This window comes from Anaerotignum faecicola, from assembly GCA_024460105.1.
Lineage (GTDB): Bacteria > Bacillota > Clostridia > Lachnospirales > Anaerotignaceae > JANFXS01.
The window spans coordinates 23310-49152 of sequence record JANFXS010000008.1 but is presented as its reverse complement, the minus strand read 5'-3'; the positions used below and the strand labels follow the sequence as shown (position 1 = coordinate 49152).

Genomic DNA, 25843 nt, shown 5'->3' with positions numbered 1-25843 from the left:
TTCCGTATCAGCTCAAAACCCTTGTCGGCCGGCCTTTTGCCTTCCTTCCGTTTTTTCGCTTTTCGCCGAATATTACCCGCAAAAAATCAATGTTTTTTCATATGGCTTCTAAGCTCTTTTCCAACGCTTTCGGAAAGATGTTCGCTCTGTATCCTTCTCATTGCGTTAAAATGCGGCCTGTTAGCCTGGTTTTCGAGTATCCATTCGCGGGCGAAAGTTCCGTCCTGTATGTCTTTAAGTATTCCCCTCATGGCTTTTCTCGTATCTTCCGTAATTATTTTCGAGCCTGCCGTATAGTCGCCGTATTCGGCAGTATCGCTGATGGAATGGCGCATAAACGATATGCCGTCCTGAACGGCAAGGTCAATTATAAGCTTCATTTCATGCATACATTCAAAGTATGCGCTTTCGGGAGCATATCCCGCTTCGACAAGTGTGTCAAACCCGGCTTTCATAAGCGCCACAACGCCGCCGCAGAGAACCGCCTGTTCTCCGAAAAGATCCGTTTCCGTTTCGTCTTTAAATGTAGTTTCAAGCACTCCGGCCCTTGTGCCGCCGATAGCGTCCGCATACGCAAGCGCCGTGTCCTTTGCATGGCCGCTCACATCCTGATAAACGGCAATAAGCATCGGAACGCCGAAATTGTCAAGGTACTGGCTCCTTACGGTATGCCCCGGCGCCTTAGGCGCAACCATGATAACGTCCACATCCTTAGGCGGCACAATCTGGCCGAAATGGATATTAAACCCGTGGGCAAATGCAAGGGTAGCCCCGCTTTTAAGGTTCGGTTCTATTTCTTCTTTATAAAGCTTGGCCTGTATTTCGTCGTTAACAAGTATCATAACAATATCTGCCTGTTTAACGGCCTCGCCTGTGTTCATAACGTTAAGCCCCGCTTCTTTCGCCCTTTCCTTGCTTTTTGAACCTTCGTAAAGGCCAACCGTAACGTCCGCGCCGCTGTCCTTCAAATTCAGGGAATGTGCATGCCCCTGGCTCCCGTATCCTATAACCGTTATTTTCTTCCCTTGAAGCATGTCTTTGTTTGCATCCTCTGCATAATACATTTTAGCCATTATTCTCATTCTCCTTTATATTAAAAATAATAATACTGCCGTTAATTTATGTAAATCCCGCATACGCCCTAAGCATTTTAGGTTTGAAAGGGCGCGCACGTCCCGCGGCGCAAAAGTTCCCGTTTTCTAGGCGTTGAGTATAAACATATTCCAAAACTTCACGCCTTGAGCACACTCCGGCCGTTTTGCCGCGCCGCGATTGTTAAGACAATAAAATCGCAAGCATACTGCCGCTTAAATCCTCCGCCCTGTCCGGCGCATTTTAAAAACCGTGGCCGCCGCCTTTTTTCCGCTGTCAGGCACGTTGGAAACGCGCTTGAAATATCTTTTATGCCGTAGCCTGCTTTTCGTCTTTGTAAAGGCATGTTTTGCCCCTTTCAACCGCTATAAGCCCCGTACGGCAATATTCAAGTATGCCGTAAGGCTCCACATATTTCAAAAACGCGTTAAGCTTGCTGCTTTCCCCCGTCATTTCAACGCATACGCTTCCCGGCGACATATCGACAACCTTGCTTCTGAAAACATTGGCGGCGTCAAGCACCTCCCGCAGTTTCTCGCCTTCCACGCTTATTTTAACAATCAGCAGTTCCCTTAAAATCGTATTTTCGGGCTTCATCACTTCAACTTTCCTAACGTCGTACAGCTTTGAGATCTGCTTAATAAGCTGATCTTTTTTCCTGCTGTCGCCGCTTGCCGTAATCGTTATCCTGGCATACGTAGGATTTTCCGTTTCCCCCGACGTAAACGTATCAATATTAAAATCCCTCTGGCTGAAAAGAGAAGAAATCCTCGTTAAAACCCCGGCCATATTTGTAACTATTATCGAAACAGCAAATCTATCGTCTTTCATAATATTTACCTCCTGTTATTTTAATATCATATTGTCAAGGGAACCGTTCGGCGGCACCATAGGGAACACATTTTCTTCCGGCGGTATAACGCAGTCTATAACGGCCGGCCCTTCTATGGCAAAAGCGTCGTCAATAGCTTTTTCAAGCTCCTCAACATTAAACGCCCTGAAACCTTTTGCTCCGAAAGCGTCGGCAAGCTTTACAAAATCGGTTTTTCTCTCCAGCACCGTAGCCATATAATGGTTGTTAAAAAACAGGCTTTGCCACTGGCGTATCATTCCAAGCATACCGTTATTTAACACAACAATCGTAATCGGAAGGTTTTGGCTGACAGCCGTCGCCATTTCATTCAGGTTCATTCCGAAACTTCCGTCGCCTGTAAAAAGAACCGTCCTTTTTCCCGTCGCCATACACGCCCCTATCGCCGCGCCCATGCCGTAGCCCATAGTTCCGAGGCCGCCGCTTGTTAAATGTGTCCGCGGCTTTTTAAAAACATAATACTGTGCAACCCACATCTGATGCTGCCCCACGTCCGTTGCTATAACGGTATCGGCGTCGGCCTTTTTGTTCACCGCGCTTATTATGTCCCACGGCATCATATACGGGCCTGCGGCCGTTTCGCGCCTTTTTGCCTTATATTCCTCCATAACGCCGTGCCATTTTGCATTGTCTTTCTGTTTTGTATTTTCAAGTATATACTGTAAGGCTTCTTTGAGCCCTCCTGAAATTTTGACGTTTGCGTCTATATTCTTTCCGTGCTCCGCAACGTCTATATCAATATGTATTATCTTTGCATGCTCCGCAAATTTCGTTTTGTTTCCGGTAGCCCTTTCGGTAAACCTTACGCCGGCGGCTATAATAAGATCCGCCTCCGAAAACGCCCTTGTGGCGGCATAACGCCCATGCATGCCGCTCATACCTAAATACCTCGGGCTTTCGCCGTCCATGGCCGTAAGCCCCATCATACTGAAAGACACATACGCGTCGCACTTTTCGGCAAGGGCCGATATTTCCTCGCTGCATCCGCCGTTTACAACGCCGCCGCCGCAGTAAATAAGCGGCCTTTCGCTTTTTTCAATCAATCTGACGGCTTCGTCCAACAGTTCTTTTTCCGGATGATCGAAAGGCTTTTGAACTGCTTTGCCGCCCCTCTCAAATTCCGTCGTTGCAAGCTGTACGTTTTTCGGTATGTCCACAAGCACAGGCCCCGGCCTTCCGCTTTTTGCCACCCTAAAAGCTTCCCTCAGCGTTTCCGCCAAACTTTCAACATTTTTAACAAGAAAACTGTGTTTTGTAACCGGTATCGAAAGGCCGATTGTATCAACCTCCTGAAAACTGTCCGTGCCGATAAGCTCCATAGGCACGTTGCCTGTAATAGCTATAAGCGGTATAGAATCCGCGTTTGCCGTTGCAAGCCCCGTTATAAGATTTGTAGCCCCCGGTCCCGAAGTAGCGATACATACTCCTATTTCCCCGCTTGCCCTGCCGTATCCGTCGGCGGCATGCGCGGCGCCCTGTTCGTGTGCGGTTAAAACATGTTTTATTCTGTCCCTGTATTCATAAAGCGCATCGTATATATTAAGCACTTGTCCGCCGGGATAACCGAAAACCGTTTTAACCCCCTGTTCTATAAGCACTTCTATTATTATCTGGCAACCTGTCAACTGCATATTAGACCCCCCTGTAAACATTTATCGGGCGGCGTAACTTCTTCCTACCGGCAAAAGACGCGCTTCCCCGAATAATTTTTAATAAAAAAACCCCCGCTGCGATTAGGCTGCGGGGGTTTTAAAACGGCCAGTTCCTGTAAACTAAAGCCTTGCCTCTCTTATCTTGCCGAATCGCTTTTTACCAACACAAATAGCCTCATTAATAATAATGAGGTTAATAATGCTGATAATGACGATTGATAAGAAGTTAAGGTTCATCGTTACGTTCTCTCCCGAATATTCTGTAATAAAAAACTAAATTAAAAAACTCAAACTTAATTCAGTATTATTTTTTAAGAATTTTATACCCTTGGACGTCATTTGTCAATAGTTTTTTTAATTCCAGCTTCATAAATTACAAACTGCAAAACGTTTTAAAAATATCGCGGCGTTTCATCCAAATTTTTTTTAAAAACGGCGGCAAGAAAGCCGCTTTAAATAAATCCGATTTTGTGCGGACGCGCTCCGCGGCGTTTCAGGCGCCAAAACCGTTCTTTTCCCCGTTCCCAAATACAAACTCAATTATTTTCTTCCTACATATTTTCCATTGTGCCGCTCCGCTGCCGGCATCTATGGGCGCTATACATAAAAATGCAAAAACGCTCCAAAGCCGTCCTCAGCCTGAAAATTTGATGCGTCCCGCCGCCGTACATTGTCCACATAAACTCGCCGTATTCCCCGGTTTGTCAACAGACTTATCAACATACGCACTTTTCGGTCATATTTAACTTTTAGGCCGGCTTATTCCGCCAAAACAAATTGTCTGCCGATTACATAAAAATATCTCATATACGTTTGAAGAAAATTATTCAACTTTGCTTTCCCGCGTTTCCCTTTTGTATTCACAGAACATAGTTAGTCAAAGCTTATATATATTTGAAATGGAGCATAAAAAAAGGGGCCGCCCCAAAGTTGAGATAACCCCTTTATATATTATTTGCACCTTCAGTGTATAGGTGTATATACGGTTAAGGACGGCATTATCAGCCCAATAGCGGCGTCAAAAGCATTTAATGTATCTTTAGCTGCGCCTACATGATTTTTACTTGCTCTTAAACCGCTGATACCGCCCTCAGCCTTTGACTCCACATGGGGAATTTTTTTGTTATTCAAGGTACAAATGCGCCTGCCCGGAAGTAATGGCGCGACCGCATAAGAGTCGCGGCGCATAGCGTTTTCCGAAAAAAGATTCGAGAGTTCACAGGCAAGTATTTTCAGCGCCGAAAAACATAAAAATTTACCATATGGAGCGTATATACCTTGTACACTGAGGGCGCTGTTCAGAAATACATAATCAGCTCGCTCCCGCCGCCCCAAAATCCTCCGCTTTGGCGAAACTGCCTTTTTCATGGAGATCAACGCGACATGCCTTATAGCCGACAGTTTTCCTTAAAGCAAACTGTTATACCGTTTTAGCTCTTTCGACGTTCTTTCGGAAACGCCGTCTGCATTTTCCTTTTTTTGTCAACATTAATTTGGTTTTACGTTTCTTCTCTATGTTCAAATACAATCCACTTTTCGTTCATAAAAATCTCTATGGTGTCCTCGGAGCCATATTGATATTCAAAACCTGTTCCGAAGTTGGACTGATTATCCTCTGTCGGCGTTTCTGAACCATCGACAGTTGAAGTTATTTCTCCGTCCGTTACACCGCATCGGCCGTCGACTGTACTTTCTTCCCCCGTATCATAGTAAAGTTTGCCATCTACCATTACCATAGGTATTTTATCCCACCCTAACGCTTCCGGGTCTTGTTCGGAAATATTTTCCCCATCGGTTTTATGTTCGGAAAGAGCAGTATTATTCCCATCGGTACTGCCGTTCGGTTCAGCAGTTCTCTCCATAACGGGACTTTCCCCGCCTCCAGCTTTTGATTGACAGCCTGCAAAAACAAATAACGCCGTTAATATCAATGTTAAAATAATAGCGCTTTTTTTCATCGCGTATACCCCCTTCTGAAATTTTCTTTATTTTTTAGACGAAAAATTCTTCACAATGTTTCGTTTATACGCTGTATAATATTTTCCCGCTTCCTTCAATACTTTGAATGGTGCTGCTTTAATAAAATACACATAATAACAGCCTATTAGTCAAAAAGCGAAAACAAAGACTCTTTTCTCCCTTTTTCCCTTTGGACGGATTTAGTATATAAACGGCCTCTTTTAGCCGAAATTATGGAGGGAGGTATATTTGCAGATAGTATCTCCGCTTTATAAGGCCGCACGTCCCACAAGGAAAAAATTTCCGCATTTCCGTGCTGCATACGCTTGCCAAAGGCTCCTCTATGCCGGCGCATATGCGCCCTAAACTGCAAAAATTTTTCCTTGCGGGATTGCAGAGTTTTAAAGGAGTTGAAAATCATTAGCCCAAATATAAAACGGCGGCTTTTTAAGATCCGTTGACAGGCGCAGATCTCCTTGTTAAAATCTGATAAAAGGGGGAATTTTAATGAAACTGAAAGTCCTTGTAGACAACAACACATATATAGACGAGTATTATTTAGGAGAACCCGGCGTAAGTTTTTATATAGAAACGGTCGGGGCGAAAATACTTTTTGACACGGGATATTCCGATATATTTATAAAAAACGCCGAAAAAATGGGCGTAGATTTGAATTTTGTAACCCATATCGTGCTGTCGCACGGACACTTGGACCATACAAACGGCCTTAAATATCTGCTCGAAAAAACAGATCTAAAAAATGTTGAAATTATATGCCATCCTTCCTGTTTTAACCCAAAAACAAAAGGCGCGCTTTACATAGGCGCGCCGATGAACGAGGATGAAATAAGCGCCGCCGCAAAGTATGCGCCTTCTAAAACGCCGCGTTTTATAACGCCCGATTGCGTATTCCTGGGCGAAATACCTCGCGTAAACGGCTTTGAAAATAAAACTCCCATAGGCCGTAAAAATGAATTTGGCTGCTGGAGCGACGATTACCTGCTTGACGATTCCGCTCTGGCCTTTAAAACCGAAAACGGCATATTTATAGTCACGGGCTGCTCCCACAGCGGTATCTGCAACATTGTTTCCTACGCAAAAGAAATTCTTGGGTGCGATAAAATCGCCGGCATAATCGGCGGCTTCCACCTTCTCGAAGACGACGTCAGGCTTGACAGCACAATAGAATATTTAAAAGACCTCAAAGCCGATAAGCTTTATCCCTGCCACTGCGTATGCCTGAAAGCGAAAGCAAAAATGATAAATTCCATGAAAATCGAAGAAGTCGGCGTAGGCATGGAAATAAACGTTTAGCCTTCCCGTCATTCCATACTTTTTAATAATCTGCCGCAAACCGTGCCGCTGTCCGCAACGATGCCTTTTAACCAAAGTAACGCAAAATACACTCTCTCATTTCCGGCAGTATCCGCATACCTTTGCCAAAACAAAAGCTGTCGCGGCTAAAATGCCTTTTCGTTATAAATCGCCCTGAACGGCCTATAACAGAAAAGGCATTTTATTTTTATAACGGTTACCGTACGCCGTCATAGAGGACGTATTATATTCCGCACACCTCCATACTCAATCCATTACAGCCCGCCAAAATAAAAGCCGCGGGGCGCAACCTCCGCTTTAAAAAGTTCTCCCCGCCCCACGGCCTTAAAAATTGTCCGACGCTCATATCACAGCCGCATATTTATGTTTATCAAAAATTCCGACGCTTCACACAGCCCATATTCCGTAACGCCTATATATGCCGCCTTCCGCTTACGGAAACCATATGCGCCGCGGCCGGGGTTCGGCCGCGGCATAGCCTGCCTGTCTGCAAAAATTTTACCGACGCATTTTCCGTTTCGGATATCCCGCTCCGAAACTCCGTATTTTCGGCCAATAGGGCAAAATATGTATGCATCTTATTTTTATGCGTCGTCCGTTTATGCATTTAAAACGTCATGCTTAAAATACAAAAATTTCCGATACATTACGCTAAAGTATCGATAACATGCGGCATGCCGTCCGACGAAAGGGAAGCGTTCGCCGCATCCACCATATCAATCAGCCCTTCAAGCGACATAGCCGAATCTTCCATTGCCTTTTTTGCAATCGCAATACCGGCGTCCATCTGCAGTTTAGCGGCGCTCATGCTCATACTCATTGCCGCTATAGATTCAACCATAACTGTCCCTCCTTTCAAATTTGCCGCGCACTTTCACTGCAACAGCGTCCTGCCGCTTTAAACGCCCGCGCCAAATATATAAAAATTGTCCGTAAATCCGTGCCTAAAAGCCATATCCGGCGTCTTTTCCCGCCTTAAAACGAGTTTCTTCCAAACCGTTTTCTGACAGCAAAGACGCTTATAAATCACGGGGACGCGCAAACGCGCCCCCTTTATAGGTATTCCCCTGCCGCCGTTTAATTGCGGCCTAACGCTTATTTTTAAAGCCTTAATAACCGCTATACAAGCATATCAAACATAAGCCCCAGTGCGGAATAATTGTTCCTTCCCCAGGAGCCTGAATTTGCAAAAAAGCTCATATTGCCAAGAGGATCGTTAATGGAGCCGTATCCCTGAAGGCTTGATATATCGTTGCTTATAAGGCTCAGGGAGTTAGCGCCCATACCTTTGACAGCGTCGTTGAATGCGCCCTGCGCAACTCCAAAGGAGCCGCCTAGTATATCTTTTGTCAAAGAAGGATCTTTATTCAAGCTTTCTTTAAGCTTGCTTTCATCAAGCTTCAGCGTGCCGTCCTTGTTAACGGTAATACCGATAAGCTCCATGCTTTTTTCGGATGCAGGCGCCATAGCCATATTTCTGATTTGGTTTATAACGCCGCTTCCTCTGGAAGCGTTATCATTAAGAAGATTAAGCGTTTTATTGTAGTTTGCAACAAGATCCTTAACGGCGGAAACAACTTTCCCATCGTCAAGGCCTGTGGAAACGGAAACCTCTCCGGCTTTTTTAAGGGTTGCGGTCATCCTTCCGTAATCGAGGCTTATTTCATTTGTGCTTGATGTATATTCCCTTGTAACGCCTTCTTTCGTAACTTTGTAAACGGCGTCGCGGCCTTCCTGCGCCGTTTCTTTAATGCCTTTTGCCGCGCCTTCGTCACCGCTTACGGTAAAGCCGTTGGCCGCGCCTGTTTTTTCAGACGTAAGTTTAAGGCTTGTTTTGCCGTCGTCAACAACAACTTCGGCCCTTACGCCCGAATCGCCCTTGTTAATTTGTTCGGCGGCTTCTTTCATCATTTGATAATTCGTCTTTTGCCCGCCGTTTTCCTTAACGGAGCTTACATTTACATCAATCCTGCCGCCGTCGGCAGATTCAACAGCAAAATTCATATCCCCGGAGGCAAGCGCGCTTCCGCTTACAAATTCCGAAGAATTTACCTGGGCCGACGCCGTCTGGCTCACTTCCAAATCATATTTTGCCGTTTCCCTAACCGTATAGTTAACCTTAACGTCGGCGACGTCCGTATCGCTGCTTTTTGCGGTCAATTCATTAAGCGGGCTCTTTGAATTAACGTTCCTCAGCGTGTTGGCGGACGACATCAAGCCGGAAACGGCGCTGTTGTACTCCTTAAGGAAATTCTTGGAAGAACCGAGCCCGGCGGAAGATCCGGATTGTTCATACTTATCTAACTTGTCGGCAATAACAGGGTTTTTGCTTAAAGCCTGCGTAAGTCTCGTTTTATTAACGGCCTGCTGGTAATTTATATAGTAGCTCCAATTATTAATTGAATTAATTCCGTTAATTGCCATAAATACTCCCTCCTTCCTCTAAAATAAAAAAATTCGGCAGGATAAATCCCTATATTTATATATCGGCATATATCGCTTTAATTTTAATATATTTTTTCATTTGCGCTTAGAGTTTACAAGCGCATACACGGTTTTAACGGGTCTTGGCAGAGCAATAGCCGTGTTAAAGCCGCTTGCCGCAGTACGGCGGCTCTTTGGCGCCTTTGCCTTTCCCCTACTCTGCCGACGCCTGTTAAAACTTTTCGGCCTCACAAGGGGACAGTTTTTTGCAGTTCAAGTCGCATACACGCCGACTAATATAATCCTGTGCCAAGCGTATACAGCACAAAATTTAGGAAAACTTTATCTTGCAGGGCGCGCGCCCTTGTAAACCGAACCTATATCCGCATATAACGCCAGGCGCTCCCCCTGCTTCAAGGCTATAATGTTATCGGAAACCGGCAAACTCTCTCCTCCGTTTAAATATGCGGCTTTTCGCCGCCGGCATGCCGCCATGAAATTTCGGCGTGCCGCCCATGACCAAATCAATACCAGGCTATACTCATCCTTTGCCGCTTTTTATATTTTAAATTAATTCGGCATGTAAAATAACCGCCTTTCGTCAAAGCAAAGCAAGGCGGCAGCGGCGCGCCGATAAACCGAAATTTGTTAAAATATAGTTTCTAAATGTACTTCAGGCAGGACATCCAATAATGCCGCCGCGTCCGTTACTTCCGCTTTTTCAATCAGTTCTTCTATGCTGTAAAAACTTTGTTCCTTTTGATCGCTCCAAAGAGATACGTTTTTTTCGGAATTACTGCCGGAGAGGAAATATTTCTTTCCTTCAAATGAAAATTCAATTTCTCTCCCATGTTCAATTAAATAAATCAAAGCCGATACAGATCCGGTCCGTTCAAATTCTTTGACAATCAAATCATGCAGGCACATAATTAAGCCTCCTCAACTTCCGTTTTGCCTTTCCGTATATTTTATCAGATTATTCCGCTTAAATCAAAAAGCAGTAAAATTAACGAAACCGCCGCCAGTCTGAAAAGAAAACGGGGCAAATCCTCCGCGCCTTGTTTTTTTCGCCGCAAAACATTATAATAAATATATTCCGCCCATGATAAAATGAAAATAAACGGCGAAAATATATAATCCGCCGTTCGGCCGCGGCCGCCTGTTAATTTAAGCTTTGCTCGGCCGCTTAACAAACTGCATAAGCCGCGGGTTAAAAATTGTGTTCCCTAAAACGGAAAAACAAACAGGAGGCAAATATGAAAATAACATATATAAACCACAGTTCTTTTCTCGTTGAAACGGGCAGTGTCATTATGCTTTTCGACTATACCGACGGGGAAATCCCTTACCTTGACAAAAGCAAACCGCTTTTTGTTTTTGCAAGCCATGCCCACAGCGACCATTTTTCAAAAAAGATATTCGATCTTGCGAAAACGCATACGAATGTAAAATTCATACTCTCAAGCGATATACCGAAAAAAGCGGCTTCCGGAGAAAATGTACAGTTTCTTGCGCCCTACGCTGAATACGAAACGGACGGCCTTAATATAAAAACATTGAAATCGACCGATGAGGGAGTAGCTTTTTTTATAAAAACAGACGGCCTTAAAATATATCACGCCGGGGATCTGAACAACTGGTACTGGGAAGGCGAACCCGACGAATGGAACCGCCAAATGGGAGAAGCGTATATAAACGAAATATCGAAAATTAAGGGCGAAAATCCCGACGTCGCATTTCTTCTTCTCGATCCGCGCCAAGGAATACATTCAAGCCTGTGCATAACCCAGTTTATGGAAACAGTCGGAGCCAAAAATATTTTTCCGATGCATTTTTGGGGCGATTACAGCGTTTGCCGCAAAATAAAAGAGCTTCCGCCGGTTAAGCCGTATGCCGAAAATATATTTGAAATATCGAAAAAAGGGCAATCATTTGAAATATGACGGCATAAATAAATTGCTTATTTGAAAATAAACAAAAAGGAATACAGATGGATAAAAATAATTACGAATACAATACATTTGAAAATATAATTCTTGAAAATGCCTGCCTTGAGGACTTTACATTCGCCGACTGTGATTTTCTGAACTGTAAAATCAGTTCATGTTCAATAATAAGATGTTCATTTTCCAACTGCCGGTTTTATGGCTGCACAGTAACTTCGCTTTCAGCTAAATATTCGCAGTCGCGGTTTTCCCAGTTTACCGACTGCCGTCTTGTAAATATACAATGGCACGAACTGCTTCCAAGCGGCAAGCTTTCGGAACCCATAAGCAAAATTAACCGCTGCTTATTAAAATACAACGCCTTTACCGGCATAAATTTCAGAAAATTTGATTTCTCCGGTTCCGAAATTATATCCTCGATATTCGGCGAATGTCATTTAAACGAAAGCCTGTTTAAATCATGCCGTCTCGACGGAACGGAATTTTACAGCTGCGATCTGAGAAAATCTGACTTCAGGGAGGCTTCCGGCTATAATATCGATATTTTTTCAAACAATCTGAAAGGGGCAAGATTCTCTTTTCCTGAAGCCGTAAGGCTCCTTGACGGCCTCGGTATAAAAATAGAATAGCTTTGTCATCCGACAGCCGCAAGTTTATTTTAAGACGCGACTGTCTTAAAACCGTCCGCGGCAAATTGCTTTTAAAAAATCATTAAATATATGCTTTAAGATTCGTATTCAAATACCGTTATGATTTATTCAGTTCAAATTATCAACGGATTTTTCATATTCCTATCGCTCAACCATAATAAAAACGCGTTCGTGCCTGCCGTTGGCTGTTCGAAACGCGTTTTTTATAATTCGGCTTACTTTATTAAAATTCCAAAACCTCTCCGACGCTCTATCCACATTTAAAAACAGCGCCGGGAGCGTATATTTTGCCGCCGCAGTATTAAAGAACCCCCTCTTTCACATTTATAACTTTAAGGAACCACATCGTCATGGTCGTGCCCTTTCCGTATTCGCTTTCGGCCGTTATCTTACCGCCGTGGGCTTCCATAATTTCCTTTGCAATGGCAAGGCCAAGCCCCGTTCCGCCCATAGCGCGGCTTCTCGCCTTGTCAACCCTATAAAACCTGTCGAATACCCTTCCTATGTCCTCTTTAGGTATGCCGATGCCCGTATCTTTTACGGCGACTTTAAAATAATTTATAGTTTCGCTTACGGAAACAGTGATCGACGCCTCTTCGGGGCTGTATTTAATAGCGTTTGTAAGTATATTGTTAAAAACCTGCGTTATCCTGTCTTTATCGGCGGTTATAAAAATATCGCGCTCAAAAGGCTCAAACGTAAGCTTCTGTTTTTTATTTTCCGCATGTATCCGGCTTTGCCTTATATTTTCGGAAATAAAATTATTTATATTTATCCGGGAAAAATTAAAATTAAACTGCTTGTTGTCAAATCTCGAAAGCTGCAGTAGATCCCGCACAAGGAAACTCATCCTGTCCGCCTCGCTGTTTATAATATCAAGGAATTCCATTGCCATATCCCTGTCGTCAAGCGCGCCGTCCATTAAAGTTTCCGTATAGCTTTTGACGGTTGTAAGCGGGGTCCTCAGCTCATGGCTTACATTGGCCACAAATTCCTTGCGCATGTCGTCAAGACGCTTTTGTTCAGTGTTGTCCTGCAAAACCACAACGGTGCCTTCCATTTCGTCGCCTTTGCTGCCGTAGGCGCTGAACCCGGCGGTAATATATTTTTTGCCTATATAGAAATTAACCACCTTAGACGATTTTTCAATTAAGTCGATCAAAATCCCAGTGCCTATTTCAAACCTGTTTATAAACTCCTGAAATGTAAAGTTAACTTCCGTCAAATCGAGCATTTCCATGCTTGCGCTGTTGTAATGCACTACATTGCCGTCATTGTCGAAGGATATAACGCCGTCGGTCATATTGTGCAGTATAATTTCGAACTTGTTTTTCTCCCTTGAGATCTCTCCCATGGTATTGCTTAATTCTTTAGCCATATAGTTAAAACTTTCGCTCAGCTGTCCTATTTCGTCCGCCGAAAAAACCTTGACGCTTTGATTGAGCCGCCCTTCCGCAAGCTCCTTGGCCTTCCCCGTAAGCGCCTGTATCGGTCCCGTAAGCGTTTTGGCAAAAACGTATCCCATAACGGCCGCAAGAAACAACGCCATTAAAACGGCAAAAACAATGGCCCTCTGCGTTTGGCTTATGCTTTCATAAGTCGCTTCCGCATCCATGCGTGCAAATATAACGTATTCGGCCCCGCCGCTTCCGTTAACAAGCACGGGGCTTGCATAGCAGAAATACCGCGAATTTTCGCCGTTTTCTTTTATATTAATCTTGGCGAACGACGGATTGCCGGCCATAGCGCTTATAATTGCCGAATTTTTATATGAAGGGTAAGGCGGCTTGTTAGTAACGGTTGAGGCTATAGTTTCGCCCGATGCGTTTAAAATATTGCCCTGTATCTGGGTAGTGCTGCCGCCGCTTCTCGTAAACTGCATAAGCCCCGTCTGGAAGCTGGGTTCGTCGTAATACATTACAACCTGCTCGCTTATTTTTTCGGCGTAAAGCTCAAGCTGATCCTGCGCCTTGTCAAGCTCAGAACTTTGAAAGCTTAAAAGTATATAACTCCCGCTTATAATCATAACCACAAACACAAGTCCGAGATACATTGCAACAAGTTTCCATTTAATGCTCTTCATAACCGCACCCGCTCTTTAGTAATATAAAACAAACCAAACAAAAAACGCCCCTTTTATCCTCCAAAATAATATCCCACGCCGCGTTTCGTCATAATATATTTGGGGCTTGACGGATCGGCCTCAACCTTTTCACGGAGCCTGCGCACTGTAACGTCCACAGTGCGGACGTCTCCGTAATATTCGTATCCCCATACTTTTTCCAAAAGCAGTTCCCTTGAAAACACTTGGTTTTTCTGTGTTGCAAGGAACTTTAAAAGCTCGTATTCCCTGATTGTAAGGCTTACGGTTTCCCCGTCTTTTTTAACTTCATATAAGTCAACGTCAATTGTAAGGCCGTTAAAGCTCAGTATATTTTCGCCCTGCCGCTCCCCTGTTTTCGGCGCGGCCGCTTTTTTCCTGAGGTTTGCCTTAACCCTGGCCATAAGCTCCCTCACGCCGAAAGGCTTTGTAACGTAGTCGTCCGCCCCCAGTTCAAACCCAAGCACTTTATCTACTTCTTCCGCCCGGGCCGTAAGCATTATAATAGGCGTATCATACTTTTCCCTTATCTTGCGGCACGCTTCATATCCGTCCACATTAGGCATCATAATATCAAGCAGTATAAGATCTGGGTTTTCGGTGTACGCCTTCAATATAGCCTCCTGTCCGTCGGCGGCCGTTACAACGTCGTAGCCCTCTTTTTTCAAGTTAAATTTGATAATGTCAACAATATTTTTTTCGTCGTCAACAACAAGGACTTTTCTCGTTTCCATATACATGCCTCCCTGATTTATTATTTTGTACCGACAAGTATAATTTCCGGCACAGGCTCTACAGTCGTTTTTTCGCTTACGGGCTTCTGCTCCGTTTCAAAGCCGTTTATCCTGATAATCTGCGTGGTAACCTCTTTCTGCCCGTCGACGCCCTGCTGTATAACTTTTTTGTATGAAACGGGCTTCGTATTGTCCTGCCTGTATTCAACTTCCTTCTCCTGCTTTTCGGTAAAAACAACGTTTTCGGCCGTCCTGACGGAAATAAACGGCACCGTAACTTCAAGGCTCAGTTTATCGCCCGGAGTAATCACCGTGTCTACGGTTATCCCCGGGTTGGCGTTTAGAAGCTCTTCCAAAGTAATACCGTTTTTATCGGCAATTTTTCTGAGGGAATCTCCGCTTACAACGGTATATTCAGCGGCTTCCTTCCTTCCCTCCGTAAGCTTGGCGCGCGCTTCGTCCGCTGATATAATGGTAGAACTGTCTACAAACCTTTCAACTGTTTCAACCTTTTCGACAAACCCTTTTTCGACAATATTGGAACCCTCCGGCACATATTCTTCGATAATGCCGTTTAAAAGCCCGTCGGCTTCCTCTTTGTTGGCAAGTGCGGCGATTTCGGCCCCGTCAACAGTTATAACGGCGGCTTTAACTTTATAAGTAACGGAATTTTTAATTAAAATAAGAGCGTCCTCAACGGGGATCAAATCCCCGCCGCTTTTATGCACGGGTTCAAAAACCACTTCTTCGTTAATTTCAATATCGCTGCCCGCCATATCGGCAATCTGGGCTTTAACGGTGCCAAGTATCTCTTCTTCCGACACGCCGCTTTTTTTTACGCTTGCAATAACTTCCCCGTCAATGGAAATATCAAAAGCGTTGTGCCTTACGTTAATAAATATAACCAATGCCAAAACGATAATTCCGATAAGCGCCGCGCCCAGTTTTAACTGCTGTTTCCTTCTTCTGCGTTTGTTAAAACGCTGCCCTTCCCTTTTTTCCCTGCCGCTTTTGTACACGCCGGGCGTGTTCTTAATTTCCGCTTTGGGGCTGTAAACCACCCTGTCATTATTGTTCCTTCCACGGCCCGCCATATACAGTCCCTCCTTAAATAAAAGTATATTTCAAACGGGGGCGTAATCCCTTTTTTTGCTTAACGCGATTAAAAATCCTCATATAGAATCGCCGTCTGTCGTATATACGGCCTTTTAAGCTCCGCTAAACGGCCGTAATATAACTACGCCGTCCGCTGCCCTCTTCGTGCGCCTGCTTTTTTACAGCATGCAGTTCATGCCGTACAAGCCGTAAAAACCTTCGTTTTTCATTCCGTATCGCCGCTGCGGCTTTTGCCGCTGATTATTATTTTATTCCAAATCGGAAAAATTTTCAATTAAACGGAAAATTCGTAATAAAAATGTTATTTCTTAAGCGATTTCAGTATAACCTGCGTCTGGTGTTCGATATGTTCGGCCATAACTCTGACGCCGTCTTTCTCGTTGCGGTTTTCAATGGCTTCTATTATAGCCCTGTGATGATTTATAACTGCCGTCTTTGTTTCATGAACCTTTAAATATGCGATCCTGTAACGGTACACCTGTGCGCGCATACTGCTTATAATCTGCACAAGCTTATTGTTGTTTGAAGAAGCGAATATTATGTCATGGATCTTCTCGTCAACAGTAGCCACTTTTTCATAATCTCCGTCCTCAAACGCCTGCTCAAACTGGGCGTTAAGCAGTTTAATTTCCCTCAGGCTTTCGCTTGTCATGCTCCTGCATGCATGGCGTATTCCGACCGCTTCAAGCGCGCTTCTGATTTCCAGCACATTTTTTATATCGTTGGCGCTTAAATCCAGCACCTGAGCCCCCTTTCTCGGTATAAGCGCAACAAGGTTTTCCTGTTCGAGCATCCTCAAGGCTTCCCTTACAGGCGTGCGGCTCACGCCGAGCTTGTCCGCCAGCTGGTTTTCCAAAAGCCTCTCCCCGGGAGCCAGCTCGCCTTTTAATATAGCGTCCCTCAAATTGTTAAAAACTACTTCTCTTAAAGGAAGATACTCATTCACGCTTACATTAAACTTATAGTCCATACTTTCCCCTCCCTGAAAAATAAGCGTCATAATTTATGGGTTAAACGTTTCGGTAACCAAAACGTCTTTAAACATAAATTCCTTCTTTGCGGCTTCAGCGGCCGCCCGCGCGTCGGCCTCGGTATTAAAAAGCGCAAAAACAGTAGATCCGCTGCCGCTCATAAGCGCGCCTCCGGCTCCGTGAAGATTTAAAAACGCCTTTACATCATTTATAACCGGAAGCCTTTTTGCCGTAACTTCTTCAAGAACGTTCCCCAGATTATTCAAAACGCCATTTTTGTCGCCTTCATTAATAGCCTTGATAACTTTACGGCTGTCCGGCCGCCATGATATACTGCCTGCGTCAAGGCTCCCGAAAATATCCGCCGTCGAAACGCCCTCGTCGGGCTTTGCCAAAACAACATAAAATTTGGGGCAAGGCGCAAGCCTTTCGAGTATTTCCCCCCGCCCTTTTGCAAGGGCCGTCCCTTCCATTATGCAAAACGGCACGTCGCTGCCAATCTCGGCTCCCATTCTCAAAAGTTCTTTTTCCGTAATCCCGGTTGCGAAAAGCGCGTCCATGCCTTTAAGCACGGCCGCTGCGTCGCCGCTCCCCCCTGCAAGGCCCGCCTCCGCGGGAACCCGTTTTGTAATATTTATTTCAACGCCGCATCCTATCCCGTATTCTTTTATAAAAAGGGAAGCCGCCTTGTATGCGGTGTTCCTCCCGTCCGAGGGTATTCCCGCCGCGTCCGTTTTAACCGTAACGCCTCCGCCGCTTTTTTTTATTAATATATCGTCGCCCAATTCAAGGGTCTGCATTATCATTTCAAGGTTATGATACCCGTCGGGCCTTTTTGATATAACGTCAAGCGTTAAATTAATTTTAGCCCTCGATTTAATTTTAATAGTGTCCAGAAAAATCACCGCCGTTTTATATACTGTATACAATAATATTATACAATCAAATTGTATCTTTTTCAATACAATTTTTGCCGGGCAATCCCCGTCAAAACATCGGCATGAAGATCCCGCTCCGTTTTTCCAAACAATCTTTCCCGCCCTAACATCGGCATTTCATTCCTTCGGCATACTGTTCGCCCGTATTAATCCTTAAAAATTCCTTAATATTTATAATTCGTCATTAAAATTTATGGCAATTTGTCCCGGCCCCTGTTAAAATTATTATATAAAATAAAAGGAGGGGTACAAATGGGAATAAAAAAATTTACGGCTGTGCTTGCGGCGGCGCTTATGGTTATAGCCCCGTCAAACGCGTTCGCCTCACAAGAAGAAGTTTATGACATAGGCATACAGCTTAACGGCGAAGCGCTGGATTTAAGCGGCGAGCAGCCGGTTATAAGGAACAACCGCGTTTTCCTTCCTCTCAGGCCTGTATTTGAAGGAATAGGCGCAGACGTAACATATGACGAAAACGAAGAAGTGATAGTCGCGGAAAAAGACGGTAAAACTGTCGAAATAACCGTCGGCAGCCGTATGCTTAAAGTAACGGAAGGCGCAACGACAGAATCCGTGGCAACCGACGCGGCTTCTTTTGTCGAGGACGGGCGCGCCTATATTCCGGTACGCTTTGCGGCGCAGGCTTTCGGATGCGACGTAGGCTGGGACAACGAAAATATGACCGTTATAATCGTCGATAAGAATACATTGAAAGGCGATGGCGGCACATATAATATAATAAACAACTATCTTAAACAAAATATAGCGTTTTCGGATAAAAACTATGCCCTGACGGGTACGGCCGATATAAGCATATCTGTAAACGACGGCACAATCGCTTTGCCTATAGAAGGCGTATATGAAACGAACGGGCTGGTCGACAGGACAAAAATCAATATGGATACCGTTTTAAAGCTTGATCTTTCAGCCGTGAAGGAGCTCCTGGGCAAAGAACTCGAAAACCCATTATCGGCCGGTTTAGTCGAACAGTTTGAAAATATACCTATAAACTTTATATTTGATATGACGACAGGAAGCTTTTATGTACAAAGCAGCCTTCTTTCTTCCCTTATGGGCGCAAGCGGCGACACATGGTACTATCTTAATTTCGACGCGCTTATGGAAGCAAGCGGCATAAAATTTTCGCAGTTAGTCCAAGACGCATACAATATGGATGATTTCACTCCTTATGCCGACATGCTTCTTGAAAATATCCCTATGGATAATAAGTATGAAAACGAAACGGCCGTATTGACATACAATATGATAAACGGCCTTTATTCCGACAACTCCTTTACGGAGGAGGACGGTTTTTATGTAACAAGCTTTGAAGAAAGCCTCTATGGAATTAACACGTCTTATACGCTTTCATTCCCTACAGATCCGTCCGGCGCGGATTACGGCTTTACTTTTTCATCATACCCGGACGGCCGTAAAGACGAGGAGTTTATGTCAATGGAAATGTCTCAGGAAGGGCTCGTGTCCTCCTTTGAAATTACGATGGATTTCGGAGAGGCCTACAATATGTCAATCAACGGATCAATTACATATTCGGAAACCGATGAAACTCCCGTAATTGCCCCGGCGCCCGGTTCAAATGTAATATCCGTAAATGAAATGATGGGATTAACGGCCATGCCTTAACGAAACCGGCTGCCGTTTCAGAAAAAAATTTAAACTGGATCTATATTAAAAACTAAACCGCCCTGCCGCTTACGGCGCGGCGGTTTTTTGTATGCCGCAAATCCCGCCGTCAAGTTGACGCCTCATGCGCTCTTTCTAATTAAAACTTCCCTCCTACGGAAAAGAAACGTATTTTTGCAGTTACATTGATTAAAAACCGTGCGTCTGTTCCCTGACAGTTACAAACAGGAACCGAATTCTATAAATACGGTTATAATTCAACTTCTGCCGCTTACGCCCGAAGTTCAGTTAAAATCAATAAAACTCCGCTCCGCATAAGCTTTAACCGCCGTCCGTCACATCGCATCCGCGCGTCCGGTATCCTTTTAACATGCGCGGAAAATTTTATTTTATGTCAGCCTTAGCTTCAGTTTGCAATGGCGCAAACGTCCCGCAATAAAAAATTTTCCGCATTGCCGCTCCGCCGCATACGCTTGCCGTAGCGTCTGCCGTGCCGGCGCGTAGAAGCCTTGAACCGCAAAAATTTTTTCCTTATGGAATCGAATAGTTTTAACGGCCGGCATAAGGGCAAAACAAAGGCACGCCTGGTAATACGGCTTTAACGCCGCTATTGCGCGCTAAGGCCCGCAAAAACCGTGCGCGCCCTTGTAAAACAAAACTAATATAATATAAAAGTGCGCCGAAAAGCCGCGGAAAACTAAATCCGCGGCCAAAACAACAATTTAACTGCCGTAAAAAATTATATCTGCGGCATAAATAAACCGATGCAGTAAGCCTACGCTGTAAATTTCCGTTAACTCTTAACTCCCGTTTTTTTAACAAACCAAAGCGCCCTGCTGCACAGGCCGCAAAATACAGCGAAACTTCCGCATTTTATACTGCATTATACTAATTTTAAAGGCCAAAACAAATACTGCTTTTAAAAGCCAAAACATATCTCTCCCGGCAAACTGGCGCAATAAACTCCCCCTCTGGAAAACTACAGGCCGAGCCGCCCGATAAATAAAATCCCCGCCCTTCAGACTGCCGCTGCGGCGTTTGAACGCCGAAAGCCTTATTGTCTGCGCCGACGACTGCGCTTTGCTGCCGCTGGGAATATTAATTTTTCCGAAACCGCCATATGCCTAAACAAAACGCGTTAAAAATAAGCATACGTTCTGCATAAAGAATTATATTTCAGCCGAATAAATATCACGTTACATGCATAACAATATATAACATTGCCGTATCCTCAATTCAAAATATGTCCATACCTACATAAAAACTTAAATTTTATGCTGTTTCAACCCAAAGCTTTAAAAGCCCTAAACAAATTTTCAAATCGGAATACTCCACACATCAATTCGGACATCCGCCGAAACGCTCCCCTATTTAAGCATACGTCCGTATGCCTGTATACGTCTTGGAGCGATAAAAATTATTCTTTGTTTTCCGGTTCCAAAATATTATTAATGTCCTCAACTGCCGAAAGCAGGTTCTTTTTCATGTCCTCAAGCTGATTGTTAACCCGTTCTTTATATGTAGAATCGTCCGCAACGGAATCATGCCCTAAAAGGAAATCCGTAGAAACGCCAAACAAGTCCGCCAGTTTTATCAAATCGTTAAAGGAGGGCTCGTTCTTGCCTCTTTCATAGTTGCTTATAGTCGTGTATCCATAGTCGAGAAATTTGCCAACATCCGCCTGTGTAAAGGAATTCTGCTTTCTTAATTTTTTTAAACGGTTATGAAAATTAGACATATTAAACCACCTTTCTTTTACTTTTAAAACTATCTTAATATTATAACAAAAATGTAGATAAAAATATACAATTTTTTACATAACTAGCGTTTTTTGTTGTTAACATTTTGTGAATACTATAAATCATGGTATAATCCTTGTTTAATTTTATGCCTTTTAAGATTTTTAAGCCTTAAAACAGATTTATCCGACATGCCGCATACAGCAAACTCATGTAAAAACTTTACGCTTAGCCTCCTGAAAAAAGCCCCGGCATACCGTTAAAATCCCGTATAACCCTTAAACGCCAACCCTATCCGCCGCCGTATATAAAAAACATGCCGGCTGCAATGCGATCCTCCTCCTGATTTTTATACTTCCCCTCCATTCCGGCTCCCGCCTAAACGGCGTACATTGAACCGCTTTGTTAACGCGCATAATCATGTCCGCCGCATAATACTGCCGCGGAAATAAGACGCACAAATTTCATTTATTCCGCCTAATTCCAAATCCAAACAGGAGATAAACCTTATGCCGTATAAACATAGTCTTTTCGGCCTTATATGCGGCGCCCCTCCAATAAAACGCCATGAACAGCCGAAATAAAAACAGATACAGAAAAAATCCGCCGCGCCTATCATTACTTCTAAGTTCGGACTGCTTCAAAAAATATAAATAAATACTTCACGTTTAATAATCTGCCAACAAATTAAACCTATCAAACAGCCGCATAATAAGTGAAGTTATACTTAATTTTTTTCATACAAGGCCGTAAAAAGCGTTATTTGTCACATATCCGAAACAACACACTTAACGCTAATCCATATATCCGACGCATAATATGTACAAAATTCCTATAATTGTAAAACTATACTAATACTTCTTAGTTCTTATTTCCCCGATATAAGCTTTCTCCAATTGCAACATACCTTCACGCCAATCCGCCCGATACGTTTCGGCAGCAGGCTAAAATGTCATGCGGTAGGCTTTAAAAAACAGGCGTGCATAAATAAAACCGTTTCCCTTTTACAGGCAGGTCAAAAATAATCCGATACAGCCTTGCCCAAATATAAATATTCGCCAAAAACGGCGGGAAACTTCATAAATAAATTCAGATGGGGAGCAAAGGCCGGACCAAAACTAAAAATTTATAAAAATTACGGCCCTTATTAAAACATTAATGCCAAATGCCCGATCCCTTATTAAATATAATTTTATCATTATTGTCACTATTTGTAAACAAAATTAAATATTTATTATTTTTCCGGATCATTATTTTAGCTATAATTTCAATTCAAATATGCCATAAAATCAGTATATATTTATAATAAAAAAACTATGAAATTTATATATTGCGAATTGCCGTAAATATAACTGTTTTTGCTTATAAGTATAAAACAAATTTGATATTCAATTTGTGACATGTCAAAAATATAAAACTCTATGGTAAAAACCACTGTTTTTTCATCAATAATACTTGTTTCCATTTATAAAGCCTGCCTGAAATCCCAACCGATTTAAATGATGAATAATCTTAAATTATACTTAAATTTATATTTTTCAAATGTCTTTGAATATCTCAAATTTACGAAAATATATTCGTTTTTAAATACCAACGCATATTAATCCTTCAAAATACGTCCTTCCATACCGCCTGTTTGAAACGCCTTATCTTTTTAGCTTCGGTTTACAAGAGCGCACACGGTTTTAACATGCGTCGTCGGTTCAATAACCGCGTTAAATCCGCTTGACGTAAGCTCCGGCGTCTGCGCGTCTTTACATTGTTCTTACGCTGCCGATGCCCGCCAAAACTTTCCCTACTCACAACAGAAAAATTTTTTGCGGTTTAAGGCGCATACCGGCCGGCGCCGCGTAACCTATAGCAAGCATATACAGCATGGAAATGCGGGAAATTTTCCCTGTTGGGCGTGCGCGCACTTGTAAACCGGAGCTATAAACAATATAAAAAACCCCCGGTTAAAATCCGGGGGTTAAACAGATTAAAATATTTTTATGTCCTTTGGCGGAATTATTCAAGCCCGGTATAAACCATAGTCCATTGGTTTAAGCCCATACCGCAAAAACACATACTGTTAATCATTCTTCCGACTGCATCGGAAAACGTCGTTTAAAACCGCCCTTTTCACGCCGTACGGAACCATGCCGGTTTTAAACTTCAGCTTTACGTTTACTTAATTTAAAAAATAAAATTAAATATATCCTGCCGAAAAACGCCTGAAAATTTTTCGGCAGGCAGGCCCTCCGTCCGCTTATTAAATAAACCGGGCCATGCGGCGGCTGACGCGCTACATCATCAGCCGCAAAAAGGTATAAGATATTTTTAAGGAGGCATTATAAGGTAAACTACCTTATGATGTCAATCTCCTGTGTAGCCTGATCCCAAATTACGTTTGCGCCGAGCTGTTCGGCAACGTAGCGCACAGGCACAACCGTCCTGTCGCCGACAATTTCGGGCGCAACGCCCATGCCTTCGATTTCCGTGCCTATCTGCATTGTCATTGTTTTGCCGTCTATAATCATCGTAATAACCTTATCGGCGTCGTCCCACAAAACTTCCCCGCCGAAAGTTTCGACAATATAACGTATAGGAACCATAGTCCTGTCGCCCATAATAATAGGCGCAACGTCGTTATATACTTCAGCTCCGTTAAGCCTCGTAATCTCGGAACCTATTTGGAGATTAATCTTTTTAATATCTTCTTTGTATACAAGAACATATTCCCCTCCCTCGTTTGCTTTGGCCGTAAACTCGCCGTCGCTGTAATTTCCTCCGATATATGTAAGCGAACCGTCGCCGTTTACTTTTGCAAGCGTAAGGAGATTTACGTTTTTGCTTTCAACAGCCGTCTTGTCTACGTCAACAGTAATCTCTACAGGAGTTGAATATGAAAGTATTACGTTTTCTCCGGCTTTAATTTCAATAGCCGCCGAACTTTCCGCGCCACCGATAACTTCAGCCACGCCGTAGTTCTTAGCGGCTTCCTGAGCGGCTTTAACTGTGCCTTCGCTTACTTTTGTCAAAGTAATTTCAAGTTTTTCATCGCTGTTGCCGCTGAGTATTCCGTTTGGTACGACAGCCTGAACGCCTTTATTGCTTACTGTTAAATTTTCGCCGCTGTCCGCTAATTCAAGAACATTCTCAGCCGTAAATTCAGCTTTTCCGCTTTCGTTTACAGATACGTCCGACGATGTTTCGTTGCTGCTGTCATCTTTGTTGGAAGAGCCTCCGCCTGACGGGCTTCCGCCGCCGCCTGACGACGATTTGCTTTTAACATTGAATTCACATGAAGCCGATACGCCGTCGACAGCCGCCGTAACCGTAACGGAACCCGTTGACAAACCTGTCACTGTAGCTGTAAGCCCGTCTTCACTTGCAGTTACAGTTGCGACCTTTTCATCGGAGCTTGTCCAAGTAACGGCTCCTTCCGTATTTTTAACGGAAGCTTTGATTGTCGCTGTATTTGCGCTTATATTATGATAAATAACCGTATCCGACGCCTCAAGCACAATGCTCTTTTCAGGTTCGGGCGTTTCGCTTTTTTTAGTAAGAGTTATTTCCGATACGTCGCTTTTAGCTTCACCTTTTACAGCTACCGCTTTAATTGTCGTTGTTTCCGTTACTGTTATTTCGCTTTCATATTTTGCGCTTTCTTCCGTCGGTTCCGTTCCGTCGTTCGTATAGTAAACAGCCGCTCCTTCTTCCGCTTCTATTTCAACTTTAACCTCTTCTGTAAATTCCGTGTTTCCAGCCACAGCCGCGCCGTTTATCTTAAATATCGGCGCGTCCACTGATTCGCCCGGTTCTTCGCTTTCTTTTGTAAGGGTTATTTCCGATACGTCGCTTTTAGCTTCACCTTTTACAGCTACCGCTTTAATTGTCGTTGTTTCCGTTACTTCTATTTCACTTTCATATTTTGTGCTCTGTTCCGTCGGCTCTGTCCCGTCGCTTGTATAGTAAATTACCGCGTCTTTCTCCGCTTCTATTTCAAGCGTAGCTCCCGTTGCAAATTTCACGTTTCCTGTTACAACTTCGCCTTCTACCTTAAATGTCGGCGCGTCCACTGATTCGCCCGGTTCTTCGCTTTCTTTTGTAAGGGTTATCTCCGATACGTCGCTCTTAATGTCACCTTTTACAGCTATGGCCTTAATTGTCATCGTTTCTGTTATTGTTATTCCGTTTTCATATTTTGTGCTTTCTTCCGTCGGTTCTGTTCCGTCGCTTGTGTAATAAATTACTGTGCCTTCCTCGGCATTTTCAACCTCAATTTTAAGCGTAACTTCCGTTGTAAATTTTACTTCGCCGTCAACAGTTTTTTCGTCAATCTTAAACGTCGGAGCAGTAGTTTTTGTTTCCTCAGCGTTTTCACCGCTAAGCTGAAACATCAGCCTATCCTCTGTTTTGGCTTCCGGCCCATTGTTTTCCCCCGCCGCCATTGCGGCAGACGGTACGGCGCCTACAACCATAGCCGCCGTAACTATAGCTGTAATAAACCTCTTCCACCTTTTTTTCATAAATTTTTACCTCCTATAAACATATTCCTTCCGTTCATTTTATCGCCGAATAAATCCAGACGATATAATTAATTGCCCAGCCATAGATCGCCTCCTTATAACCCCTTCTTCAGCTAAACAACATTATCGTGATTATGTTGTAAAAACGATTCTGTCTTTT

The 25843-nt window shown here is 43.7% G+C and carries 19 protein-coding genes; 4 read left to right on the top strand and 15 right to left on the bottom strand.

Annotated features, from left to right (window positions below):
* Nucleotides 1–86: 86 nt before the first annotated feature.
* The 5 genes from ilvC to NE664_12040 all read right to left on the bottom strand — a co-directional run bounded on the left by ilvC (nucleotide 87) and on the right by NE664_12040 (nucleotide 5573).
* Nucleotides 87–1073 (bottom strand): ketol-acid reductoisomerase, encoded by a 987-nt coding sequence (ilvC, locus tag NE664_12060; GenBank protein ID MCQ4727377.1) that lies wholly within the window; start codon nucleotides 1071–1073, stop codon nucleotides 87–89.
* A gap of 328 nt (nucleotides 1074–1401) precedes the next feature.
* Nucleotides 1402–1923 carry an acetolactate synthase small subunit gene (ilvN, locus tag NE664_12055; protein MCQ4727376.1) on the bottom strand — a complete coding sequence of 174 codons (522 nt, stop codon included), beginning with the start codon at nucleotides 1921–1923 and terminating at the stop codon, nucleotides 1402–1404.
* A 15-nt stretch (nucleotides 1924–1938) separates the two neighbouring features.
* Entirely contained in the window at nucleotides 1939–3594 is a 1656-nt protein-coding gene (gene ilvB / locus NE664_12050; GenBank protein ID MCQ4727375.1) for a biosynthetic-type acetolactate synthase large subunit, read from the bottom strand.
* Between the two features lie 984 nt (nucleotides 3595–4578).
* A complete protein-coding gene (locus NE664_12045; protein MCQ4727374.1) occupies nucleotides 4579–4746 on the bottom strand; it encodes a hypothetical protein in 168 nt (55 codons plus the stop codon).
* 368 nt (nucleotides 4747–5114) lie between these two features.
* The gene (locus NE664_12040) at nucleotides 5115–5573 is read right to left on the bottom strand and encodes a hypothetical protein (protein ID MCQ4727373.1); all 459 of its coding nucleotides are present in this window, start codon (nucleotides 5571–5573) and stop codon (nucleotides 5115–5117) included.
* 508 nt (nucleotides 5574–6081) lie between these two features.
* Between NE664_12040 and NE664_12035 the strand changes: the two genes are divergently transcribed.
* Entirely contained in the window at nucleotides 6082–6888 is an 807-nt protein-coding gene (locus NE664_12035; GenBank protein ID MCQ4727372.1) for an MBL fold metallo-hydrolase, read from the top strand.
* Nucleotides 6889–7555: 667 nt separating this feature from the next.
* Here NE664_12035 and NE664_12030 read toward each other — a convergent pair.
* The 3 genes from NE664_12030 to NE664_12020 all read right to left on the bottom strand — a co-directional run bounded on the left by NE664_12030 (nucleotide 7556) and on the right by NE664_12020 (nucleotide 10260).
* On the bottom strand, nucleotides 7556–7750 hold the full coding sequence (locus NE664_12030) for a putative motility protein (protein MCQ4727371.1): 195 nt from the start codon (nucleotides 7748–7750) through the stop codon (nucleotides 7556–7558).
* Between the two features lie 278 nt (nucleotides 7751–8028).
* Nucleotides 8029–9333: a flagellar filament capping protein FliD gene (gene fliD, locus NE664_12025; protein MCQ4727370.1), complete on the bottom strand. Its 1305-nt coding sequence runs from the start codon at nucleotides 9331–9333 to the stop codon at nucleotides 8029–8031.
* A gap of 648 nt (nucleotides 9334–9981) precedes the next feature.
* Nucleotides 9982–10260: a hypothetical protein gene (locus NE664_12020; GenBank protein ID MCQ4727369.1), complete on the bottom strand. Its 279-nt coding sequence runs from the start codon at nucleotides 10258–10260 to the stop codon at nucleotides 9982–9984.
* 329 nt (nucleotides 10261–10589) lie between these two features.
* Here NE664_12020 and NE664_12015 point away from each other — a divergent pair, with 329 nt between their 5' ends.
* Both NE664_12015 and NE664_12010 read left to right on the top strand, forming a co-directional pair.
* The gene (locus NE664_12015; protein MCQ4727368.1) at nucleotides 10590–11276 is read left to right on the top strand and encodes an MBL fold metallo-hydrolase; all 687 of its coding nucleotides are present in this window, start codon (nucleotides 10590–10592) and stop codon (nucleotides 11274–11276) included.
* Nucleotides 11277–11323: 47 nt separating this feature from the next.
* Nucleotides 11324–11908: a pentapeptide repeat-containing protein gene (locus tag NE664_12010; GenBank protein ID MCQ4727367.1), complete on the top strand. Its 585-nt coding sequence runs from the start codon at nucleotides 11324–11326 to the stop codon at nucleotides 11906–11908.
* 322 nt (nucleotides 11909–12230) lie between these two features.
* Here NE664_12010 and NE664_12005 read toward each other — a convergent pair whose 3' ends face one another.
* The 5 genes from NE664_12005 to ispE form a co-directional block, all read right to left on the bottom strand.
* Nucleotides 12231–14012, bottom strand: coding sequence for a cell wall metabolism sensor histidine kinase WalK (locus NE664_12005; GenBank protein MCQ4727366.1), 1782 nt, complete (start codon nucleotides 14010–14012; stop codon nucleotides 12231–12233).
* A 53-nt stretch (nucleotides 14013–14065) separates the two neighbouring features.
* Complete coding sequence (yycF, locus tag NE664_12000; protein ID MCQ4727365.1) at nucleotides 14066–14764, bottom strand: response regulator YycF; 699 nt, start codon at nucleotides 14762–14764, stop codon at nucleotides 14066–14068.
* 20 nt (nucleotides 14765–14784) lie between these two features.
* Entirely contained in the window at nucleotides 14785–15858 is a 1074-nt protein-coding gene (locus tag NE664_11995; protein MCQ4727364.1) for a G5 domain-containing protein, read from the bottom strand.
* A gap of 323 nt (nucleotides 15859–16181) precedes the next feature.
* The gene (locus NE664_11990; GenBank protein ID MCQ4727363.1) at nucleotides 16182–16850 is read right to left on the bottom strand and encodes a GntR family transcriptional regulator; all 669 of its coding nucleotides are present in this window, start codon (nucleotides 16848–16850) and stop codon (nucleotides 16182–16184) included.
* Nucleotides 16851–16883: 33 nt separating this feature from the next.
* Entirely contained in the window at nucleotides 16884–17813 is a 930-nt protein-coding gene (ispE, locus tag NE664_11985; protein MCQ4727362.1) for a 4-(cytidine 5'-diphospho)-2-C-methyl-D-erythritol kinase, read from the bottom strand.
* A gap of 228 nt (nucleotides 17814–18041) precedes the next feature.
* On the opposite strand from ispE, the gene NE664_11980 reads away from it, so the two are divergent.
* Nucleotides 18042–19433: a copper amine oxidase N-terminal domain-containing protein gene (locus NE664_11980; protein ID MCQ4727361.1), complete on the top strand. Its 1392-nt coding sequence runs from the start codon at nucleotides 18042–18044 to the stop codon at nucleotides 19431–19433.
* A gap of 1417 nt (nucleotides 19434–20850) precedes the next feature.
* Here the strand turns inward: NE664_11980 and NE664_11975 are convergent.
* Nucleotides 20851–21171: a helix-turn-helix domain-containing protein gene (locus tag NE664_11975; protein ID MCQ4727360.1), complete on the bottom strand. Its 321-nt coding sequence runs from the start codon at nucleotides 21169–21171 to the stop codon at nucleotides 20851–20853.
* Between the two features lie 2343 nt (nucleotides 21172–23514).
* Complete coding sequence (locus NE664_11970) at nucleotides 23515–25683, bottom strand: chitobiase/beta-hexosaminidase C-terminal domain-containing protein (protein ID MCQ4727359.1); 2169 nt, start codon at nucleotides 25681–25683, stop codon at nucleotides 23515–23517.
* Between the last annotated feature and the right edge of the window lie 160 nt (nucleotides 25684–25843).